This window comes from Geobacillus sp. LEMMY01 (assembly GCF_002042905.1).
GTDB classification, from domain to species: domain Bacteria; phylum Bacillota; class Bacilli; order Bacillales; family Anoxybacillaceae; genus Geobacillus; species Geobacillus proteiniphilus.
Genome location: NZ_MVKA01000002.1, coordinates 1 through 25028, shown reverse-complemented (window position 1 = coordinate 25028; position 25028 = coordinate 1). Strand labels below are relative to the sequence as shown.

Sequence of the window (25028 nt, the reverse complement as noted above, 5' to 3'; positions counted from 1 at the left end):
ATGGGAACGATGATGAACCTAGCTTGGGTCGTGCCGCTGTTCCCGCTTGGTTCGTTCATTCTGTTGCTGCTGTTCGGACGGAGATGGAAACAAGCAAGCGCCTATGTCGGCATCGCCGCGACGTTCTTGTCGCTGCTTTTGGCGCTCGCGGTGCTTGTGGACCGCCTCGGCGGGTCGACGTATGAGGCAAACTGGACATGGATGACGATAGGCGGCGTGACGTTGACGGTCGGGATTTCCGTTACCGCCCTAAACGTTTGGATGCTCGTCGTCGTCGCACTCGTCAGCTGGCTCGTCCATGTGTATTCGCAAGGGTACATGGCTGGCGATGAACGGTTTTCCACCTTTTACGCGTATTTGGGCCTGTTTACGTTTGCGATGCTCGGTCTTGTGCTGTCGCCGAATTTGCTGCAGGCGTACATCTTTTGGGAGCTCGTCGGGCTTGGATCGTTTTTGCTGATCGGTTTTTACTTCTATAAGGAAGAAGCAAAAGCGGCGGCGAAAAAAGCGTTCATCATGACGCGCATCGGCGACGTCGGCTTTTTCATCGGCATGATGTTGCTCTTTTGGCAAACGCATAGCTTTGATTACGATGACATTTTCCGCGCCGTCGGCGACGGCACGCTGTCGCCGGGGATGACGACGCTCGCGGCGATCTTGATTTTCATCGGCGCCATCGGCAAATCGGGGCAATTTCCGCTCCATACATGGCTTCCAGACGCGATGGAAGGCCCGACGCCGGTGTCGGCGCTCATCCACGCTGCGACGATGGTGGCGGCCGGTGTGTACCTTGTGGCGGCATTGTTTCCGCTGTATGAGGCAAGCCATGCAGCCATGATGACCGTGGCGACGATCGGCGGGGTGACGGCCATTTTCGCCGCGACGATCGGCTTGGTGCAGACGGACATCAAGCGCGTCCTCGCCTATTCGACGGTCAGCCAGCTCGGCTATATGATGTTGGCGCTTGGCGCGGGCAGCTATGTCGCGGCCATCTTCCATTTGACGACGCATGCGTTCTTTAAAGCGCTCCTCTTTTTGGCCGCCGGGAGCGTCATTCATGCCGTCCGTACGCAAAACATCGAGGAAATGGGCGGGCTTTGGCGGCGGCTGCCATGGACCGCGCCGCTATTCCTCATTGGGGCGCTGTCGATCAGCGGGGTTCCGCTATTCGCCGGCTTTTTCAGCAAGGACGAAATTTTGGCCGCCGCCTGGACGAACGGGCCGCGCCTCCTCTTTTGGCTCGCGGTCGCTGCCGCGCTGTTGACGTCGTTTTATATGTTCCGGCTCTTTTTCCTCGTCTTTGCCGGCAAAGCGCGGCATCATGAGGATGCTCATGAAGCGCCGGCCTCGATGGTGGCGCCAATGCTTGTGCTCGGCGTGCTGTCGATTGCATCCGGATACATGCAAACGCCGTGGTTTGGCTCGTTCCTTGGCGAATGGTTGACGGATGGAGCGTATCGTCATGAAGCGGCGCCGGGATGGATCGTTGTTGTGGCGACGATCGTGTCGTTTGCAGGGATTTTTCTCGCTTGGCTGATGTACGGGGCGCAGAAAATGCCGCGCGATTGGCTGTCCGCGCGTGTTCCGTATGTTGATGAGCTGCTGCGCCGTCATTACTACATCGATGACATTTACCGTTTGACGGTCGTGTCGCTTGTGTCATGGATCAGCCGCCTGTTGGCGTATGTCGACCGCTTCCTTGTTGAAGGGCTCGCCCGGCTTGCCGCCGGCATTGTCGGCGCGGCTGCCTCAGCTGGGTCGCGCGGGCAAAACGGGCAGGCGCAGACGTATGGGGCGGTGACGGTGGCCGGATTGGCGATTTTGGTCGTCATTTTCGCCTTAACAGGGGGGTACTGGCTATGATGTTTTTATCGCTGCTCGTCTTTTCGCCGCTGTTAGGCATCGTGTTGCTGATGTTTGTCCGCAAAACGGATGAACGAATGATTCAATGGCTCGGAACGGCCGCCACCGTACCGCCGCTCATTTTGGCGTTGTTTGCTTTCATTCAGTCCGGGCGCGGGTTTCGCCTCGAGCGGCTCGACGAAGCGCGGGACTGGGTGCGGCTTACTGACTTGCCATTTTTCACGGACGCGGCGTATGTGATCCGCTATGAGCTCGGCATCGATGGGCTGTCGCTTGTCTTTATCGTTCTGACCGCGGTGTTGGCGACGTTGGCCGCTTTGGCGTCGATGCTTGTCAAAACGGAGAAAAAAGGGTATTTTCTCTGGCTGCTGGCGCTTGAGATTGGCATGCTCGGCGTATTTTCCGCCGCCAATTTCGTTTGGTTTTTCCTCTTCTTAGAAGTGACGTTGGTCGCCATGTTTTTGCTTGTCGGCAAGTGGGGCGGGTTTGAGCGCGAGCGGGCGGCGTACAGCTACTTGTTGTACAACGGGCTCGGCTCGGCTTTGCTGCTTGTCGTGATCGCGGTGCTGCTTGCCCGAACTGGAACAGCGAATTTTGCCTTGCTTCATGAAATGTTACATAATCCAGCGGCGGAAGGGCAACTGATTGCGCCGCTGACGGAGGAAGGGCGTCGCTGGCTGCTCGGCGGGCTGCTGTTGGCATTTGCCGTCAAGCTGCCGGCTGTTCCGTTCCACCGCTGGCTCATCCGCGTCCACGTCGAAGCGCCGCCGCCGGTGGTGATGCTTCATGCCGGGGTGTTGCTGAAAATCGCAGCGTATGGGATGATTCGCTTCGGGGTCGGCTTGTTTCCGGATGAGTTCCGCTCGTTTGCCGGCGTTCTCGCTCTATTTGGCGTCATCAACGTGCTGTACGGCGCGCTGTTGGCGCTTCGCCAGCGCGAATTGAAGCGCGTGCTCGCCTACTCGAGCGTGTCGCATATGGGGGTCGTGCTCATCGGACTCGGTGCGTTGAATGAGGCCGGCATTCAAGGAGCGATCTTTCAATCGGTGGCTCACGGACTCATCTCGGCCTTGTCGTTTTTGCTTGTCGGCGTGCTCACTCATCGAATGGGAACAACGGACATCAACCGGCTTGGCGGACTGACGAAAGCGATGCCGCTCTTTTCCGGGTATTTGCTCACAGCGGCGCTCGCCTTGCTCGGTCTGCCGGGGCTGGCGGGATTTGTCGGTGAATTCACGTCGTTTCTCGGGCTGTTTCAAACGAAGCCGGCCCTTGCCGCAGTTGGGGCGCTTGGATTGATCTTCGCCGCTGTCTACTCGCTGAAAGCCGTCCTTGATATCACGTTCGGCCGCCCCCGCGACCGGCAGGAAGCGGTCATGGGCTGGCGTGAGCCGCAAGCATCTGCAGTGAGCATATGTGAACCGCAAACATCTGGGGCAAGCCTAGGTGAACCGCAAGGGGGCGTCGTTGACTTGCAAGGAAAAGAAGCTGTGCCGGCGTTCATCCTCGTCGCGTTGATCGTGGCCGTCGGCGTCTATCCGCAGCTATTGGCCGCACCGCTTACGGCCGTCGTAGAGACGATGATGAACGGGCTAGGGGGTTGATCACATGAACGATGTATGGCAATCCGATTGGAGCATGATGGCGCCCGAATGGATCGTCCTCGCGGCCGCCATAGCGCTGTTGGTGATTGACTTGGCGCTGCCGAGTGATCGAAGCCGCCGGCCGCTTGCTTGGGGCGCCGCGGCGGCGGCGGCGCTCGCCATGATCGCGACAGCGGCGATGATCCCGGCCGGGTCGGCATCGATTTTGCATGATACGTTCCGGCTCGATGCGTTCGCCAAAGCGTTCAAGTTCATTTTGCTGGCTGGCGGAGCGCTCGCTCTGCTTTTAGTGGCCGAATGGGCGCCGAAAGAAGGCAGTCCGCACCGCGGCGAATTTGTCTATATGATGTTGTTTGCGCTGCTTGGGGCGATGATGATGGCGTCTAGCGGCGATTTGCTTACATTATTTGTCAGCCTTGAGCTGCTTTCGGTGTCGTCCTACATTTTGGCCGGTTTGCGCAAAACGGCGCCGGCATCGAACGAGGCGGCGCTCAAATACGTCATCAATGGCGGCATCGCCACCGCCATCATGCTGTTTGGCATGAGTTATGTGTTCGGCTTGACCGGAACGACGAATCTCGGCGGCATCGCGCGCCGCTTGCAGGAGACGAACGAGCCGTACATGCTTGCTTTGGCGTTTCTGCTTTTGCTCATCGGCGTTTCGTTTAAGCTGGCGACTGTTCCGTTTCATATGTGGGCGCCGGACGTGTACGAAGGAGCGCCCGTTCCAGCGACCGCGTTTTTTGCCGTCGTGTCGAAAACGGCCGGCTTTGCCCTTCTTCTCCGTTTGCTGGTGACGATCTTTGCCGCGGCGCCGTCTGAAGGGCGTGACCCATCATCGCTTCTTTTGTCGATGCAGCCGATCATCACCGTGTTAGCTGGATTGACGATGATCATCGGCAGCGTCGTGGCGCTTCGGCAGCGGAGTTTAAAGCGGCTGCTCGCCTACTCAGGCATCGCCCACGCCGGCTACTTGCTCGCGGGGTTTGCCGCGATGTCATGGGCGATGATCGATTCGCTCTGGATGTATTTGCTCGTCTATACGTTGATGAACATCGGGGCGTTTGCCATTATTGCCCATATTGTCAATGAAACCGGATCCGATGATTTGGATGGGCTCGCCGGCTTATATCGGCACCGCCCATTTCTGGCTGCGGCGTTCGGGCTGTTTTTGCTCTCGCTCGCCGGCATCCCAGGAACAGCTGGCTTTATCGCCAAGCTGCATATTTTCATCGGCCTTGTCGTCACAGAGCCGGGCCATTATGTGCTCGCCGCCGTGATGGCGATCACGACCGTCATCTCGTACGTGTATTATTTCAATTTGATCGTCCAGCTCTTTTTCCGCCCGACGTTCACCGCGCCGCTTGGCCGGCTGCCGGCCGGGCTGTCGACCGCCGTCGTTCTTTGCGCGCTTGGAACGTTGGCGATCGGCTGGGCGCCGGGGCTTGCTTACGATATGCTTGCCCAGTTTGGGCATTTTGGCGATTTTTTGCCGTAACGGTAGAATAAAGGGAGAGGGAGAATGCCTCTCCTCTTTTTTTGCGCCGCCGGCTTCGTTTGGAAAGGAGGGGATGCGCTGCGTGCTTTGCGCAGGAAAGCTCCATCGAGCAATGTTTGCTTTCCACCTAGCATGAAAGTTTCAAGGCCTGCGCATTTTCATAGAAAGAGGGGAATGCTCATCCCGCTGGCTTTGTTTCGGGTCGAGGAGCACCTTGGATGTGCGGCCGGTGCTGTTTCGGGGGAGAAGAGCTTGTCATGCGACGCTTAATCTGTTTTCGAAACGCATGAAGTGCTTTGGCTGCACGCCGCGTTCCGAAAAAGAGGAAATGCTTCGTATGCGCCGTTTCACATATGCTTGAGAAAGAGGTGAAACTTGATGATGCTGGTCATCGGCCAACAAGCGTTGATTTCGATTATCGTTCATTTGGCGTTTCTAGCGGTGACGTGGTGGACGCTGCAGGCGGTGCGGCTCGAGGTGCTGCTTCGGCCGAACCGCGTCGTCCAAGGGCGGCTGCTGTACATTTTATTGACGATTGCCATCGGCTCGACGGTGGCGAACTTTTTCCTTGACTATTGGGCTTGGTCAACCGATTTGCCGTATTTGTTCCGCGAATAGGGAGGCCCGGGGCGCCGTGGTGCTTCGGCTCCCCCTCCAACTGTCCGCTTGCCCCGCCCTCTGTCCGGCCGATCCGTTCTTGCCGCCGCCTCTTTGCTCCCCGTCCCGTCCCCTTCTTCCATGGATTCTCGGCTGTTTGCCCTCCGCTTTGATGTTTATTTATGAAAGCGATTTCAAAAATCGCCGGTTGTCGATTTTTTTGACGTATGTTCCCTTGCCCGGTGGCAACAATAACAAGTAAGGAGAGGAAGGGAACGAAGATGAGAAAAAATCCAATCTGTTGGCTGATGGCGCTGGCCGCCGCGGTCTTGTTGTTGGCCGCAGGGCAATACCGGACGGAAGGCGCGCGGGGGAACGAATGGTCCGAACCGTTGGAAATGATGGCGCACACATTGGCGCAACACGGTGCCTCGCTCGGCCGCTGGGTCGTGTACACAAGAGAGTATGCCCACGATATTCAAAATGATGCGGACTTTTTCAAAAAAATGGCGGAGTTCAAACAAACATACCGCTCCTTCCGCTGGACGTTCCACCAAACTAGCCATTGGCAAAAAGTGATCGGCACGAATGAACATTCCTTTTTTCGTGAACAAATCCAGCTCGTGATGACCGTCACAAATGGAACGCCGCAAACGTATATCCTCTATGAAGCGACCGGCCCAACGTGGAGCCAAGCTGGGTGGAAAGAAGCAGCACAGCACATTCAAAAAACGACGAACGGACTATTTGTGAATCACTCTACATTTTTCGCTTGTATTGAAGGCGAGTTCAGTGGTAATATGGAAGGTGGTTTGTTCGATCAAGCTTCTCAATTGCTTCGCGATTTTCAAGCGACGCCTGTCGAGTGGCTGCGGGAAGAGTCACTCGTTTCCCTGTCTGCATATACTGGGCAGTGGAAGAACGTTCTCCCGGCCGCCAATCATCAGCCGATCAACCTGCAACTCGCCTTGAGAGAAAGATTGGGCGGCAAGACGCGCGTCGTTGCTGGAACCCCAATCATTACCATTGAATACTAATATAGAGAAATTGGACGCGGAGGGGAATACCTTGGAAAAGATCATCGTCCGTGGCGGAAACCGGTTGAGCGGCACCGTCAAAGTGGAAGGCGCAAAAAATGCCGTTTTGCCTGTCATCGCTGCCACTTTATTGGCTACGAAAGGAACAAGTACGATTCATGATGTGCCTGCTCTTTCCGATGTATATACAATCAGTGAAGTGCTCCGCTATTTAGGCGCCGATGTGCACATTGCCGACGAGACGGTCACCGTCGATGCCACCGGTCCGTTGACGGTGGAAGCGCCGTTTGAATATGTGCGAAAAATGCGCGCGTCGGTGCTTGTCATGGGGCCGCTGTTGGCGCGCAACGGCCGAGCCCGCGTGGCGCTGCCGGGCGGCTGTGCCATTGGCTCGCGCCCGATCGATCAACATTTAAAAGGATTTGAAGCGATGGGCGCGTCTGTGAAAGTCGGCAATGGCTTTATCGATGCGGAAGTGAACGGACGGCTCCGCGGCGCCAAAATTTATTTGGACTTTCCAAGCGTCGGGGCGACGGAAAACATTATGATGGCCGCCGTGCTCGCGGAAGGCACGACTGTGATCGAAAACTGTGCGAAAGAGCCGGAAATCGTCGATTTGGCGAACTTTTTGAACGCGATGGGCGCCAAAGTGCGCGGCGCCGGCACCGGAACGATTCGAATCGAGGGAGTTGACGAGCTCGTCGGCACAACGCATACGGTCATTCCGGACCGCATCGAAGCCGGCACGTTTATGGTGGCGGCGGCAATCACCGGCGGCAATGTCCTCGTGCAAGGAGCCGTTCCGGAACATTTAGGCTCGCTGATCGCTAAACTCGAAGAAATGGGCGTGACCGTCATTGAAGAGGAAAGCGGCTTGCGTGTCATCGGTCCGGAAAAGCTGAAAGCCGTCGACATTAAAACGATGCCATATCCGGGCTTTCCGACCGACATGCAGTCGCAAATGATGGCTCTCTTGTTGAAAGCGGAAGGCACGAGCATGATCACCGAGACGGTGTTTGAAAATCGCTTTATGCATGTGGAGGAATTCCGGCGCATGAACGCCGATATTAAAATTGAAGGGCGTTCCGTCATTATCAATGGCCCGTGCCAGCTGCAAGGCGCCGAAGTGGCGGCCACCGATTTGCGCGCAGCGGCGGCGTTGATTTTGGCTGGACTCGCGGCGGACGGCTACACGCGCGTGACCGAGCTTCGTCATCTCGACCGCGGGTATGTCCGCTTCCACGAAAAGTTGGCTGCGCTTGGGGCCGACATTGAACGCGTCCGCGAAGAAACAGAACAATTCGACCAAATTCAAACGATCCAATGGAACGGATAAAGAGCGAAAAACGACCGTGAACTGCCTTCGAGCAGGGAATGGTCGTTTTTTCTTGGAACACGGGCGACCGTCGAAGGACGGTAAAAAACAACCGTTCGTTCCTAACGGTCTGTTTTGAAGCTCAGAGAAAGACCGTCTGTATGAAATTTCACCATAAGCTTGATCGCATCGCGCGAAGCAAGTCGCGACGGTGGTGAAACATGTGCTTTCGAGAACCCCCTTGTTCCATCGCCCCCTATTCAGTCACCGACTTTTTTCAACGGCTTCATGTTTAGCAGGATGGCGATTTAAGGGGAAATGCTGTTCTCCAACAGTGTTTCTCAAATGGAAAAACCTTGCAACACCATAGCGTCATTCCTTGCGATTTCTCACAAACTGAGCGAATCCGTTGTTTTTCACCAGCCTTTTAGGCGGAGTGCGAAACGCGCTCATGGAGGTTTTGGCTGGAAAGAAAACTGTCATATATACTTGTCCGAGCCCATAACTATAGTAACGAACCGAAGCCAACGCAGGCATTCATTCGCGATGTCCGCTTGTGCTTGGAAAATGCATATTGGGGGCTCGGCTATGGTGAAACGACTGAAACCGGTGATGGCGCTCGCTCTCTCGCTGTTTGTCGCCATCCTCGTCATTCCGACGGCGCTCGTTCTTCCATTTTATGACGGGAAGGTGGCCAAATTGGCCGAACAACTGCACAAGCAAGAACAAGTCCAACAGTCGCAGGCAGCCGAAGGGCCGTCCATCGACGTGGCGGTCTATCGAAGCAAAGAACAACGCGTCGAACATATTCCCCTCGAGCAATACGTCATCGGCGTCGTTGCGGCGGAAATGCCGGCCGAATTTGAACTCGAGGCATTAAAGGCGCAAGCGTTGACGGCAAGAACATACATCGTGAAGCAATTGCTCACCAACCAGCCGTTTCGCCTGCCAAAAGGAGCGAATGTGACCGACACGGTGGCTCATCAAGTCTATTACAGCGATGACGAACTACGAAAACTATGGGGCAGCGACTACGATTGGAAAATCAAAAAAGTGACAAAAGCGGTGATGGACACGCAAGGACAAATTTTGACATACAACAACGAGCCGATCGAGGCGCTGTTTTTTTCGACAAGCAACGGCTATACGGAAAATTCGGAAGCCTATTGGCAAAGCGATTTTCCGTATTTAAAAAGCGTCGCCAGCCCATGGGACAAACAATCCCCGAAGTTTTACCAGCGAAAAACGATGCCAGTGGCGGAATTCGAGCGAAGACTGGGGATCGAACTGCCCGCTGACGGCTCAGTCGGCGTCATTGTATCGCGCACTCCCGGCCGCCGCGTCGGCGAAGTGAAGATTGGCGGCAAGACGTTTACGGGCCGCGATGTGCGCGAACGGCTCGGATTGCCGTCGAGTGATTTCACCTGGGTGCGCAACGGAGATGACATCATCATTACGACGAAAGGCTACGGCCATGGCGTCGGCATGAGCCAATACGGAGCCAACTTTATGGCCAAAGAAGGGAAAACGTACGCTGACATCGTCAAATATTATTACCGCGGCGTCCATATTTCGTCGGCGACGGCGTTTTTAAACAAATTGACCGCGAAAAATGGATGAACCGGGGTTCTGCGCCCCGGTTTTTCTGTCAAACTTTCGGGGCAAACGGCAGGGAGACGCCCCTCATTTTTTTGTATAAAATCTAGCCTAATGTCAAAAAATAAGTGAAAAAATTGTTTTCTATGTGTATATCTTTTCCTCTTTCTGTTCAAAATGGTTGCTGAGGTGATGAACATGAGAGAGGAACAAAAACAATCGTCGCTGAAGCGTCTGTTCCGCAAACGTTGGGTATTTCCGGCGATCTATTTATCGTCTGCCGCATTGATCGTCGCTGGCGCTCTTTGGTTCCAATTGGGCAAAGAGGAGAATACGGGCAGAGACAACGTGGCGAAAAACGGCACCGCCCAGCAAGAAAATCCGGCTGTTCCGGTCAATGAAACGGTCGAAACGATTGCGATGCCGGTGCTTGATCCAAATGCGGTGCAAGTGAAAACGCCATTCTACGATGACAAAGCATCCGAAGCAGAACAGGAAGCAGCCCTCGTCTTTTATGATCATACGTACCACCCGAACCAAGGCATCGATCTTGTGCGCCAAGACGGCAAAACGTTTGACGTCACCGCTTCCTTAAGCGGCACGGTGACGAAAGCGGAAAAAGACCCGATTTTAGGCTATGTTGTCGAAATCAATCATGAACAAGGGGTCACGACCGTCTATCAATCGCTCGCTGATGTGAAAGTCGAAGCCGGCGACACGGTGAAACAAGGTGAAGTGATCGGCAAGGCAGGGCAAAGCGAATTCAACAAAGAAGCCGGCATCCACGTCCATTTTGAAATTCGCAAAGACGGCCGGGCGGTCAACCCGATCGACTATGTCGACAAACCGTTGACTGCCTTGACCGATAAAACGGAAGACAACGCAGGAACCGATCGCGCCGCCACAAGCAAAGAAAAAGAATTGATGCCAAGTGACGAAACAGCGCCGACAGACGAAAACCCAGCGAACGAACAAGCGCCGGTTGACGACCATTCGACGGCGCCAAGCGACAACAACCAAGACGAACATGATGACGCTTCGTCTTACAAAACGCCCGATGCCTCGATCGGCATGGCAAGAGCGTAATCGACAAGGCGTCTAACGGAGGAAACGAAAAACGCGACGAAAAGGCCTGTCCGTTTGCCAAGACAAACGGGCGGGTCTTTTTGTTTTGCCGCTTCCAAAGTCGGACGTGGGAAAAACGGTAGCCAAAAAAGCTCTTCACCATAAGATAAAAAACGTTTTTCATGATAGGTGCCCCAAAAAGTCATGGCTATTTTTTGTTCGATTGGGAGGGACGATATTATGTTTGTGTCTAAAAGTCCAGTACATCTTTCGGTGATGAACCGCCAAAAATTATGATTTGAATATTCTTTCATTTTTTAGGAACAAGGATGGAAATAACCCCCTCTTTCCTTTAAAATAAATGAAAAACAGAAACAAGTTTCGTTTGTAAAACATTTTATTCTTCCTTAACGAAAGAAAGGGGATCGTGGCCATGGACTACCTATACCACCCATACCCATCGCAGCGGATGACGGTGTTCGCCAAAAACGGCGTCGTCGCAACGTCGCAGCCGCTCGCGGCGCAAGCGGGGCTTGATGTGTTGAAAAAAGGCGGCAATGCCATCGATGCGGCGATCGCCGCGGCCGCCTGCTTGACGGTTGTCGAACCGACATCGAACGGCATCGGCGGCGATGCGTTCGCCCTTGTTTGGACGGACGGGAAGCTGTACGGATTAAACGCGAGCGGCTATGCGCCGAAAGCGATCTCGATTGAAGCGCTTAAAGAGCGCGGCTATACGGAGATGCCGAAATACGGCTTTGCTCCGGTGACCGTTCCGGGGGCGCCGGCGGCGTGGGCGGCGCTGTCAAAGCGCTTCGGCCGCCTGCCGCTTGTGGAAACGCTCGCACCGGCGATCGCCTATGCGGAAAACGGCTATCCGGTTTCGCCAGTGCTCGGAAAGTATTGGGCTGCGGCGTTTCGTACATACAAAGAAGCGCTTCGTGGGCCGGAGTTTGCCGCCTGGTTTGCGACGTTTGCGCCGGGCGGCCGCGCGCCGAAGATCGGCGAAGTGTGGGCCTCGCCGGACCATGCGGCGACGCTGCGCTCCATTGCCGAAACGGAAGCGGAAAGCTTTTACCGCGGCGAGCTGGCGGAAAAAATCGCCGCCTTCTCGAGGCAATACGGCGGCTTTTTGGCGGCGGACGACCTCGCCGAGTATGAACCGGAATGGGTCGAGCCGATCTCCGTCTCCTACCGCGGCTATGAGGTGTGGGAAATTCCGCCGAACGGCCAAGGGCTTGTCGCGTTGATGGCGCTCAACATCATGAACGGGTTTGACGTGCCAAGCGTCCCGGATGTCGAGACGCACCACCGGCAAATCGAGGCGATGAAGCTTGCCTTTGCCGATGGGAAAGCGTACATCGCCGACCGCCGCTATATGAACTGCAGCCCAGACGAGCTGTTGTCGGAATCGTTTGCCGCGATGCGCCGGGCGCAAATCGGCGAGGAGGCGCTGACGCCGGAGCCCGGAACGCCGCCAAAAGGCGGAACGGTCTATTTGGCCGCCGCCGACGGCGAAGGGAATATGGTGTCCTATATTCAAAGCAACTACATGGGCTTCGGCTCGGGCCTCGTCGTCCCAGGAACGGGCATTGCCTTGCATAACCGCGGCCATAACTTCGCCTTTGATGACGGCCATCCGAACGGGCTGGCGCCAAGGAAAAAGCCGTACCATACGATCATCCCCGGCTTTTTGACCAAAGGCGGCGCGCCGGTCGGCCCGTTCGGCGTCATGGGCGGATTTATGCAGCCGCAAGGGCATCTGCAAGTGATCATGAACACGATCGATTTTGACTTAAACCCGCAAGCGGCGCTCGATGCGCCACGTTGGCAGTGGATGGAAGGGAAAACGGTATTGGTGGAGCCGCACTTCCCGCGCCATATCGCTGAAGCGCTCGCCCGCAAAGGGCATGACATCCGCTTGGCGTTGGACAGCGGACTGTTCGGCCGCGGGCAAATCATTTGGCGCGATCCTGACACCGGCGTGCTCGCCGCCGGGACGGAGCCGCGCACGGACGGTGCGGTGGCCGCTTGGTGAGACTCACGATAAAGGGATGACTTCGATGAACCAATGGCATTTGTTTCTCGCTTTTTTCCGCGTCGGCAGCTTGGATATGGGGGCGGCCCGTCTTCGATCCCGCTTGTGCGCGCTGAAGTGGTGGCGAAATACCGCTGGATGGCGGATGAAGAATTCGCTGAAATCGCCGCCAGCGCCTTTTTGATGTTTGGCAAATGGCGCCTGCACCCGGCGTATGTCATCGCCTTGTCGCTTGTGTATGGGGCTTTCTTTTTGTCTTAATGCAGAGAAAATCCTTTCGGCGCTGCAACGGGATGCTTCATCCATGGGTGAGCATCCCTCTTTTTGTGGCAGTGCGGGCAAAAAAGAACATCGATGCAGAAATTCCTGTTGGAAAAGGCCGCAAAAAGCGCTCGGGACAGGAGCGTTTTCCTAATTTAGACGCCGGATGGCGAGCGCGGCAACAGCCGCGAAGGCGAAACCGGCAGCGCCTTCACTCGACCGTAAATGTCGCCTTCGCCCGCGCGGTCGGCCAGTGTTTGTCAGCGAGCCACCACTCAAGCGTATACGTTCCGGGTTTTAGGCCGCGGAACGTCTCCTGGAACGACAGTTCTTCTCCTTGCTTTAACGTTCGCTCCTCGTAAATTTGCGTAAACATCTTTCCTTCGCTGAACTGCTTCACTTTTTTCTTGCCGCGGTACAAGATGTAGTCGTATTTTTTTCCGCTCGTGAACGTTATGGTTTGCACGCGTTCGGTTTGGTTTTTCACCGTGAAGGTAAACACATACGCCCCGTTTTGTTTTTCATATGTCAGCGACGGCTCAAGCGTCCCGGCGATGATGCCTTTTCCGCCCGCGGGCGCTGGTTTGCCGGCCGGAGCGGGGCCAAGCAAATCGTCTTTCGCCTGCGGCCGATCGCTGCCGTTTGTGTACATGAACAGCGCGCTCGCGGCCGCCGCTCCCGCGAGCGCCGCAATGATGCCGATCGTTTTTCCTTTTCCCATTCTGGCTCCTCCTTTGGCTTTTCTATATTATAGTCGTTTCCCGTTTTCTCTTCGTTACAAGCGGCAAAAAATTGTGAAAAAACCGTTGTCCGCCTTGATATTTCTGGTATATATGCCCGATTTGTCTAATAAAATGTTACAAATTGAACAGCAATGAGAGTGGTTGAGGTGGGGATCGTTCACAACCGGCAAACGACGCGATGAAGACGCTTCTAAGACATCCAACGAAAGCGGCGCTCATCATTGGCAAGACGAGTCTCATTTCACACTTCTCACTTCTCACATCCAACTTAGGGAGGGCGAGTGGTGTGCACGATTACATCAAAGAGCGTACGATCAAGATTGGCAAGTATATCGTGGAGACGAGGAAAACCGTTCGCGTCATTGCGAAAGAATTTGGCGTATCCAAAAGCACCGTGCATAAAGACTTGACCGAGCGGCTGCCGGAAATCAACCCGGAACTGGCTCAAGAAGTCAAACAAATTCTCGATTACCATAAATCGATCCGCCATTTGCGCGGCGGGGAAGCAACGAAGAAAAAGTATAAAAAGCAGACGGTGAAAAACAACTGACTTTTTCCTTGCCATCTGCCGTTTGCAGTATCATTCCGGGAGGCAAATATGGTAAAATAAACAATTAGGAATGATTTTAGGGCAGAGGCAAGGAGGAGCAAGTCATATGTTTTCACGAGACATCGGCATTGACCTAGGCACGGCGAACGTCCTCATTTTCGTCAAAGGCAAAGGCATCGTGCTCAATGAGCCGTCCGTCGTGGCGATCGATAAACACACGAACAAAGTGCTGGCAGTCGGCGAAGAAGCACGACGAATGGTCGGACGTACTCCTGGGAATATTGTTGCCATTCGGCCGCTCAAAGACGGCGTCATCGCGGATTTTGACATTACCGAAGCGATGCTGAAGCATTTCTTAAGCAAGCTCGACCTAAAAGGCTTTTTCGCCAAACCGCGCATTTTGATTTGTTGCCCGACGAACACAACATCCGTGGAACGGAAAGCGATCAAAGAGGCAGCGGAAAAAAGCGGCGGCAAAAAAGTGTACTTGGAGGAAGAGCCGAAAGTCGCAGCCATTGGCGCCGGAATGGACATTTTTCAGCCGTGCGGAAACATGGTCGTTGATATTGGCGGTGGCACGACTGACGTCGCGGTTCTCTCGATGGGAGACATCGTCACCGCCTCTTCCATTAAAATGGCCGGGGACAAGTTTGATATGGAGATTTTAAACTACATCAAGCGCGAATATAAGCTGCTCATCGGGGAGCGAACGGCCGAGGAAATCAAGATTAAGGTCGCAACGGTATTCCCAGGCGCACGGTCCGAAGAAATCGACGTCCGCGGCCGCGATCTCGTCACCGGACTGCCGCGCACGATCACCGTTCGATCGGAGGAGATCGAACGAGCGCTTCGCGAGCCGGTGTCATTGATTGTACAAGCCGCCAAAAGCGTGCTCGAGCGCACCCCGCCGGAATTGTCGGCGGATATTATCGACCGCGGCGTCATTTTAACGGGCGGCGGCGCATTGCTTCATGGCATCGATTTATTGCTGTCAGAAGAGCTGAAGCTTCCGGTGTTCGTCGCTGAGAATCCGATGGACTGCGTCGCTCTTGGCACCGGGATTATGCTTGAAAACATCGATCGGGCGCCGAAATCGCAGTTGATATAAAAAGCCGTCATGCCCTTTGGCCAAGAGATGGTTCACCTGGATCAACCTTATAGAGTCAACCTTTTGCGGCATTCAGGCGCAGACCGCTTTGGAAGAACGTTTTTCTCATGGCGTGATCAAAATGGATACAACCGCCGCCGGGACAAGCGAGGCGGGCAAAAAAGGAATGGCGGGGGATGCCGCGGCTGCCCTTGCCCGCTTATAATGACTTCTGGAGCGGCAGGGCAACGCCCCGCCCGCTTGACCATAGGGAATACCCCATCCGCCGCTGCCTAAAGAGCGGCCGCGGCTTTTTCTGATCGATCGGACAAGCGAGGTGCTGGTCATGTTAAGAGGGTTGTACACCGCTACGAGCGGCATGTTGGCGCAAGAGCGGCGCGTCGATTGGTTGACGAACAATTTGGCGAACGCCGAAACGCCGGGATACAAAGCCGATACGGCCGCAATGAGAGCGTTTCCGGAACTGTTGATGAGCCGCCTCGAGGATCAACCGATCCCGACCGCCTCAAGGCGCGCCATCCCGACGCAAACCGTCATTGGGCCGCTCGTCACGGGTGTATATATGCAAGAGCTCATCCCGAACTTCCGCCAAGGGGATGTGAAAGAAACCGGCTTGGCGACCGATATCGCCCTTGTGGACGGACAAGTCCCCGTCGACCGGGCGAGCGGCCAGCGAGGCGCGCTGTTTTTTGCCGTCGCCAACGGTCAAGGGGAGGTCCGCTACACAAGAAACGGTCATTTCACCTTGAGCCCGGACGGCTACTTGACGACGCAAGAGGGCTGGTATGTGCTTGATGCCAATGGCGAGCGCATTCCGCTCTCAAGCGAGCGGTTTGCCGTCCGCGACGATGGAACGATCATCGATGAGAATGGGACGGCCACCCGTCTCGGCGTTGCATTCGCCGCCAATCCGCAAACGTTGGTCAAGGAAGGAAACGGCTTATTCCGCAGCACGACAGGGCCGTTGCCGCAGGCGCCCGGCAATGTGACGTATACGGTGAAACAGCGTTTTCTCGAGCGGTCGAACGTCGACATTGAGCGGACGATGACCGATTTGCTCGCCGCCTACCGCACGTTTGAAGCGAACCAAAAAATCGTCCAAGCGTACGACCGCAGCTTGGACAAGGCCGTCAACGAAGTCGGCCGCCTGAAATGATGACGAAAGGGGGACAAGCCCGTGCTCCGCTCGATGCTCACCGCCGCCAACACGATGAACGCTTTGCAGCAGCGGCTCGATACGATCAGCCATAACATCGCCAACAGCAACACCGTCGGCTTTAAACGGCGCGAAGCGAGCTTTGCCGAGCTCTTGACCCAACAAATCGACCGCCTGCCGAACGACGAAGCGCCCCGGCAAACGCCGGCGGGCGTGCGCTATGGCAACGGGGCGCGTCTCGCTTCGACGATGCTCATCACCAAGCAAGGCGCGCTGGTGGAAACCGGCCGCCGCTTGGATTTTGCCTTGACGGCCGAAAACCAATGGTTCCGCGTCCGTCTGGCCGATCAAAACGGCGCGGAAACGATCGGCTACACCCGCGCCGGCAACTTTTCGCTTGCGCCCATGAACGGCGAGCTTGCTTTGACGACAAGCGACGGCCTGTTTGTGCTTGATGAAAGGAACGCGCCGATTGTGCTTCCCGCCGATGCGCATGACGTGCAGATGTCCCCGACTGGGACGTTGACGGCAACCAATACCGACGGCCGCGTCGTCGCCCGCGTCAATTTGGGCGTCACCATGATCCGCCGTCCGCAGCTTCTGGAAGCCCGCGGCGGCAATGTCTATGCGCTTCCCAACGTCCCAGGCGCGGCCGAAGAACTGAACGGCAGCTTGCGCGGCCAAATCAGCGTCAAGCAAGGCGCGCTCGAACAAGCGAACGTCGACCTTGGCGAGGAAATGGTCGGCCTGATGGCGACAAGCCGAGCGTATCAGCTCAACGCCCGCGCCGTTTCCATCTCCGAACAAATGCTCGGGCTGATTAACGGCATGCGCTCCTCATAAGGAGGATCGCGATGAGTGACGAGAGGCATCAAGAACCTATGCGCTCGCCGTCTTCCCGGATGGCGAGGCGGAAAGGCCGAGTAAGAAAGAGCCCGCCGACTCCCGCCGAACCGGAAGCCAAAGCCCTTCCGCCGGAAGGGGAGGCGGCCGCGCCGCGCCGGTTCGTCCGCACCCGGCTCATCCCGATCTGGCTTCGGCTGATCATCGTGATCGTCTTGATGGCCGCAAGCCTCGCCGCCGGCGCGGTCGTCGGCTACAGCGCCATCGGCGATGGGAAGCCGCTCGATGTATTCCGCCCGTCCACGTGGAAGCACATCATCGATATCGTCGAGAAAGGAACGGATCGCGGCTGATGAAGCCGCCAAACGAGAGAAAGGAGTTTGTCCATGCTTGACATCCAGCAAATCCAGTCCATCATCCCGCACCGCTATCCGTTTTTGCTTGTCGACCGCATTCTGGAAATCGAAGAAGGCAAGCGCGCCGTCGGCATCAAAAACGTCAGCGCCAACGAATCATTTTTCGCCGGCCATTTCCCGGAATACCCGGTCATGCCCGGCGTGTTGATCGTCGAGGCGCTCGCCCAAGTCGGCGCCGTCGTCCTCCTGCAAAGCGAGGAAAACCGCGGCCGCCTCGCCTTCTTCGCCGGCATCGACAACTGCCGTTTTAAAAAGCAAGTCAAACCGGGCGACCAGCTCCGCTTGGAAGTCGAAATCCTCCGCGCCCGCGGCGCCATCGGCAAAGGCAAAGGCATCGCCACCGTCGACGGCGAGCTTGTCTGCGAAACGGAGTTGATGTTCGCTCTTGGCGACAAACGAGCTGACTGAACAAAACGCGTTCCTTCGGGGAGCGCGTTTTTTTGTCGGCTGCGCTATATAGCGTGCGAATGAAAAGTTTCTTTCTGGGAAAGATAAACAAGGACCGGCCTTACATAAGGTCACCACAACCAATAGAAAGGAGCAGATAGGATGAAGAAAAAAGCGTTGCTGATCCGGCTGTTCAGCGCCCTTGTCGCCCTCTTTTTAGCGGCTGGATGCAATATGAACCGCGACAACAACAATCCGCCGCCGCCGAACAACAACCAAAACGATGTCAACGATCAAGACATGAACCCGGCTGATGACATCAACCAAAACGATAACGTCGACAACGACAAAGACAATGACGGCATCCCGGACAACCGCGATACCGATTTGAACGACAACCAAAACAATCAACTCCCGCCGGGAGACGATACGAACAACGGACCGGGCGACGACGAACGTGACAGAGTGCCGGACCGCGAAGACCCGATTGAAGATCCGCGGGATGCGAATGACAAAGACAATAAAGATGAATAACCGCATGGAAGCTGCCTGTTCGGCAGCTTTTTTTGATTTGTGGAAATTGGGGACGATTTCTGTTAGATATAGTACACTGCCCGTGCTCGGTGCTGTCAGCATGATCGTGGTGGATCTAAATCAAAACATGAAACACCAAGCCGCCATTCCGTAAACAAGAGGTGAAACCATAGGTTCGTAAAACAGGAAAGCACGCCACAAAAGCGAAATGGAAGCTGATCACCGTCGACAACCCAAAATCGCCCATCGCGGAACAGTATCGGACGATCCGAACAAAGCTCGCCAAGCACTTCATCGCCCAATGAAAACGCGCACCTCTTAAGGTGCGCGTCGCATTTACTTCGCCGCCGTCGCTTTCAGCTCCAGATGCTCTTTCAACTCATTCGAAATCGCCAGCCGTTCGCTCTCCGGCACGATCAAGTAATAAATGCCGTTAATTTTCGTCCCCTGGCCGGTGATGTGGAGCTGTTTGATCTGTTTGCGGGCGCCTTTGTAATTCGCTTGAATTTCTTTCATTTCCTCAAACGTCAAGTTCGTTTTCACGTTTTTCCCGATCGCTGCGAGCACATCGCTGTAATTCGTGAGCGACGAGAAGCTTGCGCCTTTCTCAATAATCGCTTGAATGATTTGTTTTTGGCGGTCCTGGCGTCCGAAATCGCCGCGCGGGTCCTCTTTCCGCATGCGGGAGTATTTCAGCGCTTCGTCCCCGTTCAACGTAATCTCGCCTTTCGGGAAGTGCGTTCCTTCATACGTAAAAGCGAACGGGTTGTTCACCGTCACTCCGCCGACCGCATCGACGATGTCGCGGAAGCTTTCCATGTTGACCTTAATGTAATAGTCAATGGGAATATCTAAAAAGTGTTCCACCGTCGCCATCGTCATCTCCACTCCGCCAAAGGCGTACGAGTGGTTGATTTTATCTTTCGTCCCTTTTCCGATAATCTCCGTTCTCGTATCGCGCGGCACGCTCACCATGTCAATCGACTGTTTGTTGGGATTCACCGTCATCACAATCAGCGTATCCGCGCGCCCACGATCCCCTTTGCGTTCATCAACGCCGATCAACAAAATGGAAATCGGCGTCTTCCGTTCAAACGAAACGTCTTCTTTCCGCTTCTCCGACTTCCAGTTGACGTCCTCGTGCATTTGGTTCGCCGTCTGTTTCACATGATGATAAATGGAATAGGCGAATATTCCTGTTCCAACAAACAGCGCAACAAACGCCCCCACAATCCAGCGTAGCCATTTTTTCCTCTTTTTTCGACGTTCTGCTCTCATGGACTCTCTTCCTTTTTCATTTAGAAATTTTCGTGTACACCATTTCGATTATAGACCGTTTTCCAAGAGAAGACAACAGGGCCGTTCCGCCTGCAGGCAGCGTACGACGTCATCCACAAGGAATATGACACCAACATGGTTTACTATTTCCAAGAAAACGCGAAATGCTCATTCGTAGCCAAGCCGTGTTCCGCAACGAGCCAGAGCGGGTGAAAAGGAAAAAGTTCTTTAGCTTAGCCTCTTTTGAAAATAAAAGGTTCGTTATCAAAAGTGTGAGTAAAATATTTGTGGGCGACATTCAGGAATGATTCCCGACGAGGGTTGCGAATTTTTGTTTGCCACGCTCGTCGGGGCCACCAAGCGAAGCGCGGTAGGAAAAAGCAAATCTCATACAAAAAGGACTCTCTCCCTGCTATGATGGTGATAGGCAACATCAACAAAACAGGAGGGAGAGAGTCCATGAAGATTCAACAACATCTTACCACAGAATGGCCTTTATGAAAAGAGTTGGAGGATCCATTATTTAGAACTCTTCAAAAGGTGTTCGCTGTCTTCATGCCGTGTTTCCAACAGTCATCAGGGACGCCGATTGATCAAGAGTTGTCGGTGCTTCGGGATTTTGGTTAGATGTAAAAAATGGAATACAATATCATCACCTCAAGATGAGGGATGAGAGTCCAAAAGCGCTTACGATATAAATCTCTGAAAATGGTTCACTAACCGGTGATTGACAACGCCCGTAGTGAACCGAAAAAAGTTCTCCACAAAGTCTTGACTAACCCATCAATGACAGCGACCTTGCTTATACCTATCCGATAATCTTATAATTACAAAGAGAAAGCATAAAAAAAGCCCATTAGGCTTTATACTTAGCTAAAAATAAACTATACCAGCCTTTTATTTTCGTTAATTACTGTATCATTGTTTCAATGCGGACAATGAGATTTGACTCAGTTCTAAATGATTAAATTCTGCTTAACTTAGGGGGGAATTAAGTTGTTGACTGGTTTCAAAGCAGCTTTCAATGCACGAGATGACTTAAAAAAATACGGAGACAATGCTTTACTCCTTTTTGCACTTCAACTTCGTTTCCAAATTGAGAACATTGATAGTGTGGCTGTCAACTCCCTAACAGATGGAAATGATGATAAAAAATGTGATTTGGTGTACGTAGATGAAGACAACGGATATATAATCGTAGCGCAGAGTTACTATAGTCAAAATACAGCAAAATTAAGTGCTAAAGCAAACAAAGCAAGCGATCTCAATACGGCTGCTTCTTGGCTCTTCAACCGTTCTATCGATGATTTGCCAGAAAGATTAAAGCCTGCAGCTGTTGAACTTCGTTCAGCGCTTTCAGCAAATAAAATTTCCTCTGTACAGTTTTGGTACGTCCATAATCTCCCTGAATCAGAAAGTGTGAAAGATGAATTAAAAACTGTTGAGGCAACAGTAAAGAAGCTTGTTGAAAGTAACTTTCCGGATTCAGAAGTAACCGAAATAAAAGCGGTAGAGGTGGGACAAAGGACTTTAGATGAGTGGTATAGATCGCTAACAAATCCAATACTAGTAGGAAATTCTTTTCGTGTCCCAATTCCATATGGCGGCTTCAAAATTTCAGGGGAAAATTGGGATTCCTTTGTGACTACTATACCTGCAAGTTGGCTTTACGATGTATTTTCTCAGCATAAGGATGCTCTGTTCTCTTCTAATATACGTGGTTATTTAGGAAGTCGGAAGAGTAAAAATAATATTAACAATGGAATTAAACAAACGGTGGGACAAGATCCGGGGCATTTCTGGGTTTTTAATAACGGACTTACTGTCTTAGTTCATGATTTTAAACTACTAGAAGATGACTCAATATTGTTTATTACTGGTCTATCGATCGTGAACGGGGCACAAACAACGGGAGCAATTGGCTCATTAAATACTAGACCTTCTCAAAACGCCATGGTTCCTGCCCGCTTTGTCAAATGTAGCGATGTTAAGACAGTAAAAGGAATCATCGAATACAACAATAAACAAAATCCAGTTGAACCTGCGGATTTTAGAAGTGGGGATCCTATTCAACGTCGTTTATGTGAAGAATTCAAAAAAATTCCATCTGTTACCTATCTCGGAGGAAGAAGGGGTGGTGCCGAAGACGTGATACGAAGACAACCTAATCTATTACCGTCAGATACTGCGGCTCAAGTTCTTGCTGCATTCCATCAAGAGCCGATTATCGCCTATCATGAAAAATCTCGAATTTGGATAGAAGACGGCCTCTACTCTAGATTTTTTTCAGAGCAAACTCATGCTGACCACATAGTTTTTGCGTATTCACTGCTTCGGGCTATTGAAAACAAAAAGCAAGAATTGATAAGTAAAGACGGACTAACTCAAAACGAGCAAAGTCAATTAGAGTTTTTAAGATATCGCGGCGCTACACTTTTATTAACTGCAGCTATAGCTAGTTGTTTAGAAACATTGCTTGGACGAGCAATTACGAATTTGTTTGATGTTTCGTTCGGAAATGCGACTTCCCCTGAAGAAGGCGAGCAATATTGGAAACCAATAGTTGAACTAACTATACCATTCAGCAGCCAACTACTCCCATCTATAAAGAAAGGGCTAAAAAATAGTGAAAATATAAAAGCAGCTATTAAAAATTTCCAAGATATGGTTGGTAGTATCGTTGGGTCTTGTAGGATTTCCGGTAATATAAAAGTACTTGATGATTTCTCTTCGAAAGTAAGGCTAAAAAGATAAGCGCATAAAAGGGCACTATCATATATTGTAAAAAAATTATATGAAGAACGATTTTATTCGTCATAAAATCGTTCTTCTACACGAGTGCTGATTATCCAAAATTATATACATGCTCATTGAAAAGTTAACCTTCGTATAAGCGGTGCTCACTTTGGTTATCCTGTTCCTAAGGAAAACCATGGAAAAGGAAAGGGGGCATTCATGAAACGCCTCAACATCACCAACGATCACGGATGGACGCCACGGGAACTTCGCAAGCAGGAGCGAAACATCCATGTCTTGAGATCCACCTGGTCCGAGGTCGGCCGTCAAAAACGAGTGCCGACGCCGACATTCGGCCATCATGCCCGTGTTTCGGTATTTGGCTCCGTGAATATCCACGATGGGGACGCCGTGGTTCATCAAGCGGAGGCCACCAATGCCACGACGTTCCTAGGTTTCTTGCTATAAATTAGCACATTATTTCAGAATCCTTTTTTAAGTTATTTCAGATGGATTCCGAAAGAATGTGCAAAATGTTTGCGAATTATTCCGGATTTTGCACATTCTTTCGGAATGTTTGCACGCTTTTTTAGATAAAGATTTCCAGCGCGCCTGATGGATCGATGGAAAAGAGAAGGGGCTGACTTCAAAAGTCCGCTTTTTGGCAGACTTTTGGGCCAGCCCCTTTGTAGATCAAATACATACTGCGTGATGGCGTCTTGTTTAGAAGCAGGAAAGCTTATTTTCGCATATGTAGATCCCGAGTTCGACAGTCACTAGGCAAACAAAATACCTCTCGCCCCTTGATGCAAAAGGGACGAGAGACATTTGGGCACACTTTGGGCGTGTATCTAGGCGCGAGGATAGATGCCTAGGATCTTCGGAGGAGGCTCCAGCCCTAGAGCCGCAAAGAGTTGCGCTTGTTTGGCCGTCAGTTCAGTCCGTTGATGCAGGTCGCCGTTTTTGGAAGAAAAATGACCAAGCATGAGACGCTCACATTCGTCTCTTACTTTTGGCCATGAATCATGAGTCAGGAGAAAGGAATCGCGAAATGCTTTTGGCCAGACGCTCCAAGACAGCGCGATCCACCTCGTCTTCGCGCCCAAACGAATAAATCACCTTCGCTTTCGCATATTTGGCCTTCGGATCCCATTCGTTGTGAGCAAGCTGGAGATACGCCACGGTCGTTCCGTCTTTGTTTTTGCGTGTTACTCGTCGTATGTACATGCCTATATTATAAACGATATTAGGCTTTTTTAAAATGATAAATTGTCAAGTCGTGTGCCTATGAAATTCAGCTCTTTTTTCTAGGATCCGTATGGCGAAATCCTTGATATAACAGCATTTTGGCCATTTTCATTTGCCTAAAATGGCCTCAAAACTGTCGAACTCGGGTAAATCGTCTAGAACGAAAAGCCCTAGATGGCTGAAATCCTTTTCTTTTCATAATAGGAGCTTTCAATCGACGATTCTCCTTTCGTTTCATATGCCATCACCACCTAAAAAGGGTAGTAAATCAACGACTTTTATACATGGTGATAAGAGAAAAAGCCTCACTCGTCAAGTACACGTTATGGTGATGAACCTTGCTCGAAAGAGGAAATGACATTGCGTTTAACCCATCGCGATAAAAAGAAATGTTTAAACAGCGATTTGCTAAATCAGGCTGCCATTTTTTATGATATTATCTAAAAAAAGAAGGTGGAGGAGTGTAGAATGAGAGAAGAAGAGTTCCGAAAATTCTTAATGAACGACGGCAATATAAAAAGCAAAGTGAAAGCAGTTAATTCAAGAGTAGCAAAGGCTTTAAGGGTCGAACGAGAGCTGAATGTCAATTTAGACGACATTGTGAAAAATGATGAAGCCATGTACCATTTGTTGCTGCAAATTCAAGAAAAGCTTAATGATAGATTATACCATAATGCTTATCAAAAGTAACTATTCAGCCCGTACATAGAAAAAATTTACGAGAGCCGGTTTGTTCGTACCTTCCTTGTCTATACTAATTACCATCATAGACATGGGAGGTGAACACAATGGCAAATGTTGCTTTTGGCTTCCAAGAAGCGGTCTTCACACTCGAAAGCATGGTGGCAAACATCGAACGTCAAGCACAGACCATCGAAAAACTCATCAACGAAAATAAACAGTTAAGACAAGAAAACCAGCAATTGAAAGCACGTATTGCAGAATTAGAAGCCCGTACGAAAAAAAACAGTACGAATAGTCATTTACCGCCGTCCTCTGACCGGTTTGGGGCGAAATCTCCTTCTCGCCAACCGTCGGAGAAACGGCCGGGAGGACAGCCAGGGCACCAAGGAACGACGCTCCGCCAAGCACCGAATCCTGACCATCGAGTCCTTCACCGTGTGACCCAATKCAAAGGATGTGGTCCCTCTTTAG

The 25028-nt window shown here is 52.6% G+C and carries 22 protein-coding genes and 2 pseudogenes; 21 read left to right on the top strand and 3 right to left on the bottom strand.

Annotated features, from left to right (window positions below; genetic code table 11):
- The first annotated feature begins 9 nt into the window (after positions 1-9).
- The 10 genes and pseudogenes from nuoL to B1A75_RS20170 all read left to right on the top strand — a co-directional run.
- Positions 10-1863 carry an NADH-quinone oxidoreductase subunit L gene (gene nuoL / locus B1A75_RS01710; protein ID WP_079935634.1) on the top strand — a complete coding sequence of 618 codons (1854 nt, stop codon included), beginning with the start codon at positions 10-12 and terminating at the stop codon, positions 1861-1863.
- The gene (locus B1A75_RS01705; RefSeq protein WP_079935633.1) at positions 1860-3467 is read left to right on the top strand and encodes an NADH-quinone oxidoreductase subunit M; all 1608 of its coding nucleotides are present in this window, start codon (positions 1860-1862) and stop codon (positions 3465-3467) included. The genes nuoL and B1A75_RS01705 overlap by 4 nt, the downstream gene beginning before the upstream one ends.
- A 4-nt stretch (positions 3468-3471) precedes the next feature.
- Complete coding sequence (nuoN, locus tag B1A75_RS01700) at positions 3472-4965, top strand: NADH-quinone oxidoreductase subunit NuoN (protein ID WP_014196943.1); 1494 nt, start codon at positions 3472-3474, stop codon at positions 4963-4965.
- Positions 4966-5343: 378 nt separating this feature from the next.
- Positions 5344-5583, top strand: coding sequence for a DUF1146 family protein (locus B1A75_RS01690; protein WP_014196942.1), 240 nt, complete (start codon positions 5344-5346; stop codon positions 5581-5583).
- A gap of 260 nt (positions 5584-5843) precedes the next feature.
- Complete coding sequence (locus B1A75_RS01685; RefSeq protein WP_079935632.1) at positions 5844-6599, top strand: YwmB family TATA-box binding protein; 756 nt, start codon at positions 5844-5846, stop codon at positions 6597-6599.
- A 31-nt stretch (positions 6600-6630) separates the two neighbouring features.
- Positions 6631-7935 (top strand): UDP-N-acetylglucosamine 1-carboxyvinyltransferase, encoded by a 1305-nt coding sequence (gene murA, locus B1A75_RS01680; protein WP_014196941.1) that lies wholly within the window; start codon positions 6631-6633, stop codon positions 7933-7935.
- A gap of 567 nt (positions 7936-8502) precedes the next feature.
- Positions 8503-9534, top strand: a complete 1032-nt coding sequence (gene spoIID / locus B1A75_RS01675) for a stage II sporulation protein D (protein ID WP_079935631.1) — start codon at positions 8503-8505, stop codon at positions 9532-9534.
- Positions 9535-9708: 174 nt separating this feature from the next.
- Positions 9709-10596: a stage II sporulation protein SpoIIQ gene (spoIIQ, locus tag B1A75_RS01670; protein ID WP_079935630.1), complete on the top strand. Its 888-nt coding sequence runs from the start codon at positions 9709-9711 to the stop codon at positions 10594-10596.
- Positions 10597-11008: 412 nt separating this feature from the next.
- Positions 11009-12613, top strand: coding sequence for a gamma-glutamyltransferase family protein (locus B1A75_RS01665; protein WP_079935629.1), 1605 nt, complete (start codon positions 11009-11011; stop codon positions 12611-12613).
- A 25-nt stretch (positions 12614-12638) separates the two neighbouring features.
- A pseudogene (locus B1A75_RS20170) lies at positions 12639-12790 on the top strand (chromate transporter); the annotation flags it as partial.
- Positions 12791-13085: 295 nt separating this feature from the next.
- On the opposite strand, the gene B1A75_RS01655 reads toward B1A75_RS20170, so the two are convergent.
- A complete protein-coding gene (locus tag B1A75_RS01655; protein WP_079935628.1) occupies positions 13086-13595 on the bottom strand; it encodes a BsuPI-related putative proteinase inhibitor in 510 nt (169 codons plus the stop codon).
- A 308-nt stretch (positions 13596-13903) separates the two neighbouring features.
- Between B1A75_RS01655 and spoIIID the strand changes: the two genes are divergently transcribed.
- The 7 genes from spoIIID to B1A75_RS01620 all read left to right on the top strand — a co-directional run bounded on the left by spoIIID (position 13904) and on the right by B1A75_RS01620 (position 18611).
- Positions 13904-14167, top strand: a complete 264-nt coding sequence (gene spoIIID / locus B1A75_RS01650; RefSeq protein ID WP_011232801.1) for a sporulation transcriptional regulator SpoIIID — start codon at positions 13904-13906, stop codon at positions 14165-14167.
- Positions 14168-14273: 106 nt separating this feature from the next.
- Positions 14274-15275 (top strand): rod shape-determining protein, encoded by a 1002-nt coding sequence (mreB, locus tag B1A75_RS01645; RefSeq protein ID WP_011232800.1) that lies wholly within the window; start codon positions 14274-14276, stop codon positions 15273-15275.
- Between the two features lie 325 nt (positions 15276-15600).
- Positions 15601-16431 carry a flagellar hook-basal body protein gene (locus tag B1A75_RS01640; RefSeq protein ID WP_079935627.1) on the top strand — a complete coding sequence of 277 codons (831 nt, stop codon included), beginning with the start codon at positions 15601-15603 and terminating at the stop codon, positions 16429-16431.
- Positions 16432-16452: 21 nt separating this feature from the next.
- Entirely contained in the window at positions 16453-17274 is an 822-nt protein-coding gene (locus B1A75_RS01635) for a flagellar hook-basal body protein (protein WP_079935626.1), read from the top strand.
- Positions 17275-17285: 11 nt separating this feature from the next.
- Positions 17286-17627: a DNA-directed RNA polymerase subunit beta gene (locus B1A75_RS01630; RefSeq protein WP_011232797.1), complete on the top strand. Its 342-nt coding sequence runs from the start codon at positions 17286-17288 to the stop codon at positions 17625-17627.
- 33 nt (positions 17628-17660) lie between these two features.
- Entirely contained in the window at positions 17661-18098 is a 438-nt protein-coding gene (gene fabZ / locus B1A75_RS01625) for a 3-hydroxyacyl-ACP dehydratase FabZ (protein WP_011232796.1), read from the top strand.
- Positions 18099-18239: 141 nt separating this feature from the next.
- Entirely contained in the window at positions 18240-18611 is a 372-nt protein-coding gene (locus B1A75_RS01620) for a hypothetical protein (protein ID WP_074043970.1), read from the top strand.
- Positions 18612-18947: 336 nt separating this feature from the next.
- On the opposite strand, the gene tagU is transcribed toward B1A75_RS01620, so the two are convergent.
- Positions 18948-19889, bottom strand: a complete 942-nt coding sequence (gene tagU, locus B1A75_RS01615) for a polyisoprenyl-teichoic acid--peptidoglycan teichoic acid transferase TagU (RefSeq protein ID WP_079935625.1) — start codon at positions 19887-19889, stop codon at positions 18948-18950.
- A gap of 996 nt (positions 19890-20885) precedes the next feature.
- On the opposite strand from tagU, the gene B1A75_RS01605 reads away from it, so the two are divergent.
- Both B1A75_RS01605 and B1A75_RS20725 read left to right on the top strand, forming a co-directional pair.
- Positions 20886-22643: an AIPR family protein gene (locus B1A75_RS01605; protein WP_176202378.1), complete on the top strand. Its 1758-nt coding sequence runs from the start codon at positions 20886-20888 to the stop codon at positions 22641-22643.
- A 201-nt stretch (positions 22644-22844) separates the two neighbouring features.
- The gene (locus tag B1A75_RS20725) at positions 22845-23093 is read left to right on the top strand and encodes a hypothetical protein (protein ID WP_254866587.1); all 249 of its coding nucleotides are present in this window, start codon (positions 22845-22847) and stop codon (positions 23091-23093) included.
- A gap of 561 nt (positions 23094-23654) precedes the next feature.
- On the opposite strand, the pseudogene B1A75_RS20595 reads toward B1A75_RS20725, so the two are convergent.
- Positions 23655-23852, bottom strand: a pseudogene (locus B1A75_RS20595) (IS1634 family transposase); the annotation flags it as partial.
- A gap of 489 nt (positions 23853-24341) precedes the next feature.
- Between B1A75_RS20595 and B1A75_RS01580 the strand changes: the two are divergent.
- Both B1A75_RS01580 and B1A75_RS01575 read left to right on the top strand, forming a co-directional pair.
- Positions 24342-24563: a hypothetical protein gene (locus tag B1A75_RS01580; RefSeq protein WP_079935622.1), complete on the top strand. Its 222-nt coding sequence runs from the start codon at positions 24342-24344 to the stop codon at positions 24561-24563.
- Between the two features lie 98 nt (positions 24564-24661).
- Positions 24662-25028: DUF6444 domain-containing protein (locus B1A75_RS01575; protein ID WP_254866586.1), on the top strand; the 367-nt coding region annotated here is incomplete at its 3' end.

What these genes read in the sequence shown, in the direction of transcription:
- B1A75_RS01705 (WP_079935633.1), top strand. Translation starts at nt 1,860, where the DNA reads ATGATGTTTTTATCGCTGCTCGTCTTTTCGCCGCTGTTAGGCATCGTG.
- nuoN (WP_014196943.1), top strand. Translation starts at nt 3,472, where the DNA reads ATGAACGATGTATGGCAATCCGATTGGAGCATGATGGCGCCCGAATGG.
- B1A75_RS01640 (WP_079935627.1), top strand. Translation starts at nt 15,601, where the DNA reads ATGTTAAGAGGGTTGTACACCGCTACGAGCGGCATGTTGGCGCAAGAG.
- B1A75_RS01630 (WP_011232797.1), top strand. Translation starts at nt 17,286, where the DNA reads ATGAGTGACGAGAGGCATCAAGAACCTATGCGCTCGCCGTCTTCCCGG.
- mreB (WP_011232800.1), top strand. Translation starts at nt 14,274, where the DNA reads ATGTTTTCACGAGACATCGGCATTGACCTAGGCACGGCGAACGTCCTC.
- B1A75_RS01655 (WP_079935628.1), bottom strand. Translation starts at nt 13,595, where the DNA reads ATGGGAAAAGGAAAAACGATCGGCATCATTGCGGCGCTCGCGGGAGCG.
- B1A75_RS20725 (WP_254866587.1), top strand. Translation starts at nt 22,845, where the DNA reads ATGAAACGCCTCAACATCACCAACGATCACGGATGGACGCCACGGGAA.
- spoIID (WP_079935631.1), top strand. Translation starts at nt 8,503, where the DNA reads ATGGTGAAACGACTGAAACCGGTGATGGCGCTCGCTCTCTCGCTGTTT.
- B1A75_RS01685 (WP_079935632.1), top strand. Translation starts at nt 5,844, where the DNA reads ATGAGAAAAAATCCAATCTGTTGGCTGATGGCGCTGGCCGCCGCGGTC.
- B1A75_RS01690 (WP_014196942.1), top strand. Translation starts at nt 5,344, where the DNA reads ATGATGCTGGTCATCGGCCAACAAGCGTTGATTTCGATTATCGTTCAT.
- fabZ (WP_011232796.1), top strand. Translation starts at nt 17,661, where the DNA reads ATGCTTGACATCCAGCAAATCCAGTCCATCATCCCGCACCGCTATCCG.
- B1A75_RS01665 (WP_079935629.1), top strand. Translation starts at nt 11,009, where the DNA reads ATGGACTACCTATACCACCCATACCCATCGCAGCGGATGACGGTGTTC.
- B1A75_RS01580 (WP_079935622.1), top strand. Translation starts at nt 24,342, where the DNA reads ATGAGAGAAGAAGAGTTCCGAAAATTCTTAATGAACGACGGCAATATA.
- nuoL (WP_079935634.1), top strand. Translation starts at nt 10, where the DNA reads ATGATGAACCTAGCTTGGGTCGTGCCGCTGTTCCCGCTTGGTTCGTTC.
- B1A75_RS01620 (WP_074043970.1), top strand. Translation starts at nt 18,240, where the DNA reads ATGAAGAAAAAAGCGTTGCTGATCCGGCTGTTCAGCGCCCTTGTCGCC.
- spoIIQ (WP_079935630.1), top strand. Translation starts at nt 9,709, where the DNA reads ATGAGAGAGGAACAAAAACAATCGTCGCTGAAGCGTCTGTTCCGCAAA.
- tagU (WP_079935625.1), bottom strand. Translation starts at nt 19,889, where the DNA reads ATGAGAGCAGAACGTCGAAAAAAGAGGAAAAAATGGCTACGCTGGATT.